We start from the raw sequence: 3,164 nt of genomic DNA on the forward strand, positions 1-3,164 counted from the left end.
GGTCGCCCTCTGCCTCCGAAGCGCGGTCCCGCATCTTCTCCGCCAATGGCGTGGCAGATTTCTTCAGGGAACGCCGCAGGGCGCCCTTGCCCGCGGCCTGGCTCAGCTTCTCAAGCTCGCGCTCGAGGTCCCTGAACCCGGAAAGCTTCATCGTGACACTCATGTGCGATCGATCCGGGCAACGGTCGAGAATTCGAAGAACCGCAGGTCATCGACCATTTCGCGCTTGCCGGTGATCTCGTAATCAATCCCACGGCAGGTCAGGCGGTCCCTCGATGTCACGACCTCGGTGACTTCATTGCGGCGGAGCTGGAACCGGGCGGACAGCGACGCACTGACCTCCGCCGCCTGCCAGCGCTCCGCGTCGCTGGCGTCGATCTTCCGGGCCCGCTGCGCGGTGCCGAAATCCGCGAACGTCTCCACCTCCGAGATGCCGTCATGCACGGATGTTGCCCGCCGGAACTGCACCACCTCGATCATCTGCCCAGGCCGCGGCGCCGCCATCAGCTCAGATCCCGGTAAGGTTTGAGCATGTCCCGCACGCCCTCCGGCACCGGCGCCTCGCGCTCGCGATACCATGCCGCGACCAGGAGCTTGACCGCCTGGCAACACGGCTCGGGCCATGCGCCCGGAAATTCCGTGTCGAGATCCCGGCGGATGTACGTCTGCACGAACGCTTCGGCCGCAGCCTGCAGCTCGCCCAGAAGAACGTCATCCGCCGAGAAATCGACGGCCTGGCAATACCGCTTGATATCGGCAAGCGCGAGCTGGCTCACTTTGCCGAGCCTCCCGCCTTCGCCTTCTCGGCCGCAGCCTTGGCAGCAGCTTCCTTCTCGGCCTCGGCCTTCTCGGCCGCCGCCTTCTCCGCAGCCGCCTTCTCCGCAGCCGCCTTCTCGGCCGCTTCCTTCTTCGCGGCGGCCGCGCTGGCCTTTGCCTCCCGCGCCGCGGCCTTGCCGGCATTGACGGTGGCGGCCTCTTCCGCCTCCTGCACCAGGATCGCCGCCCGCTCGAGAACCGCCAGCGGCACCTGGGCAGGATTGGCCTCGCCCGCGATCAGCGCACGGGCCAGCGCCTCCCGGTCCGAGGCCTCGGCCTCGAGCTGCGCCTTCGTCACTTTCACCGCGAACTTGCGCTCGAGAAGCGTGCCCGCAACGTTGGCCTGTGCCGGGTTCTGCATGTCGAAGCGATAGACGACATGGGCCTGCAGGCGCCCGATCTTCGTCGCCTGCGTCCGGTTGAGTTTCAGGAGCATGATCTGCCCTCCAATAGGTCAAGAGCACGGGCGGTCCGCGCCGCCCGTGACGGGTTCAGGATCAGACGAAGGTGAAGTCGCCCGTGACCAGCGCCGAGCCGCGCTTCACGGCCATGGCCAGGCGCTTGATCGCGCGCATGGTCTTCATGCCTTCCACGAAGTTGGTGCCGTGCTCGCTCGAGATCTGCACCTCGGCCGCTTGCCGGTCGTAAAGCGTCGCCGCCATCATGAAGTTGCCGACCATCCACTCGCCCGCCGAATGCGTCACCGTCGGCACGACATCGGCGCCCCAGAGCATCGGCGTCTTCGACACGTTCGGATCGCCGAAGATGTAACGGCCGGTCGTATCCTTCAGCAGCTCGATCGCCGCCCAGTCGATCGGGTTCAGCGTGATCCCGGNCCCAAGGCGCAGGCGGTCGATCCGCGTCGTATCCGGAAGCCCCGCCGCGGCCGAGAACGCCGTAGCCTCAGTGACCAGGCCCGAGAGGTTCTGCCCGGTGCCGTCGCCGGCCAGGATCTGCGCCTCTTCCTCGAGATCGAGCCCGTAGCGCATTTCACCATCGATCGCGGATTCGAGCTGACCCGCATCCGCCAGCGCCTCGTCAGAGATGTTGGTCACATGCGCGATCTTGCGCACGTTGGCCTCGGCCTGCGTCCAGCCATAGGCGCTCTCGGGCATGGTGCCCTCTTCGGCAACCATCGCGGCGGCATTGGTGCGCAGGGTCTGCTTGGCGTACTTGACCACGTCGCTGTCGGTGGTCGCCTGCATCAGCAGCGCCCGGATCGGCAGGCGCTGGCGCGCCATGTTGACCGGCGTGCGATCCTCGGTCGGCCAGATCAGGCCGCCACCCGATCCCCCGACCGACGTGATCGCGGCTTTGGGCTTCAGCACCAGGTTGCCGTTCAGCCCGCCGGTCACCCAGGCCTTGAGCTCGTCGGACCCGGCAAGCTCCTGCCCCACGGTCTGGGAGGGCGCACCGCCCCCCCGCCCGCCGGCGGCAACCGTCTGCTCGAGATCGAGATTGCGCGTCTCGAGCGCCTCGAGCTTGCCCTCGAGCTTCTGCAGCGCGCCCGAGAGCCCGTTGAACTCCGCCAGCGCCTTGTCGGCCTTTTCCTTGGTTTCGGCGTTGAGATCCCCGGCAGATTTCGCCTGCTTCAGTGCATCCTCGGCCGTCTGGCGCACCTCGCCACCGACCCGGGCCAGCTCGGATTTCACCTCGCCAAGCAGCTTTTCGACATTGCCGGCAGCGTCCATGCGCGGCGTACCGACCACGCCGGCCGGAACCTTGATCGCCCCGGCCGAGGCCGCAGCAATGATTGCGGCCGCCGAAGCGGCCGATTTGGTCATCATCTTCATTTGATTGTCCTCAGATGGATTTTGCCAATTGCAGGAGCGAAGCGAGCTCCTGCGTCACGTCCGCGGCGCCCGGCCGCTCGTCATCCACGGCACCCGGCCGCGGGGTTTCGGCAGCGCCAGGCGTGCCGGATTTCAGGCCGCGCAGGATCTCGCGCGAGGCCGCGTTGCTCAGCCCCGCGCGCCGCGCGAGAAGATCGAACTTGCGCTCGGCGCGCATGGACGCCGACGGCTCATCGCCGCCGGTGTCGAGCAAGTCCGCCGAGAGGTAGTCGTCGGCAAAGCCCTGTTCGATCGCCGCCGTGCCGCCGATCCATGTCTCGCGATCGAGCATGTCGGCGATCTTTTCGGGCGCGAGGCTCGACCGCGCCGCGTAGATCTCGACCGCCGTCGCGTCGAACGGTTCCAGCCAGTCGGCCACCTCGCGCAGCGCATGACGATCGCCTGCCGCCAGGATCCACGTGTTATGGATCATCAGGAACCCGGCCCGTGCCATCCGCACGTCGTCACCCGCCATCGCGATCACAGACGCCGCCGAGGCCGCGATCCCCAGGACAT

General features: G+C 67.4%; 5 protein-coding genes. All 5 read right to left on the minus strand.

Translation table 11 applies throughout. The features are described 5' to 3' along the window. Positions 1-159 precede the first annotated feature (159 nt). Complete coding sequence (locus D4754_RS23655; RefSeq protein WP_163026049.1) at positions 160-504, minus strand: phage head completion protein; 345 nt, start codon at positions 502-504, stop codon at positions 160-162. Further along, the gene (locus D4754_RS23660; protein WP_121068616.1) at positions 504-776 is read right to left on the minus strand and encodes a head-tail connector protein; all 273 of its coding nucleotides are present in this window, start codon (positions 774-776) and stop codon (positions 504-506) included. The genes D4754_RS23655 and D4754_RS23660 overlap by 1 nt, the downstream gene beginning before the upstream one ends. Next, positions 773-1,252 carry a hypothetical protein gene (locus D4754_RS23665; RefSeq protein ID WP_121068622.1) on the minus strand — a complete coding sequence of 160 codons (480 nt, stop codon included), beginning with the start codon at positions 1,250-1,252 and terminating at the stop codon, positions 773-775. The genes D4754_RS23660 and D4754_RS23665 overlap by 4 nt, the downstream gene beginning before the upstream one ends. Positions 1,253-1,313: 61 nt before the next feature. Next, positions 1,314-2,609: a phage major capsid protein gene (locus tag D4754_RS23670; RefSeq protein WP_121068624.1), complete on the minus strand. Its 1,296-nt coding sequence runs from the start codon at positions 2,607-2,609 to the stop codon at positions 1,314-1,316. 10 nt (positions 2,610-2,619) lie between these two features. Next, the coding region (locus D4754_RS23675) for an ATP-dependent Clp protease proteolytic subunit (RefSeq protein WP_205589708.1) at positions 2,620-3,164 on the minus strand (545 nt) is incomplete at its 5' end.

The sequence above is a fragment of the Chachezhania antarctica genome (genome assembly GCF_003646465.1).
GTDB classification, from domain to species: Bacteria; Pseudomonadota; Alphaproteobacteria; order Rhodobacterales; family Rhodobacteraceae; genus Chachezhania; species Chachezhania antarctica.

Bases quoted from the DNA above. Each gene is read 5' to 3' on its own strand.
- D4754_RS23665 (WP_121068622.1), bottom strand. From the start codon at position 1,252: ATGCTCCTGAAACTCAACCGGACGCAGGCGACGAAGATCGGGCGCCTG.
- D4754_RS23655 (WP_163026049.1), bottom strand. From the start codon at position 504: ATGGCGGCGCCGCGGCCTGGGCAGATGATCGAGGTGGTGCAGTTCCGG.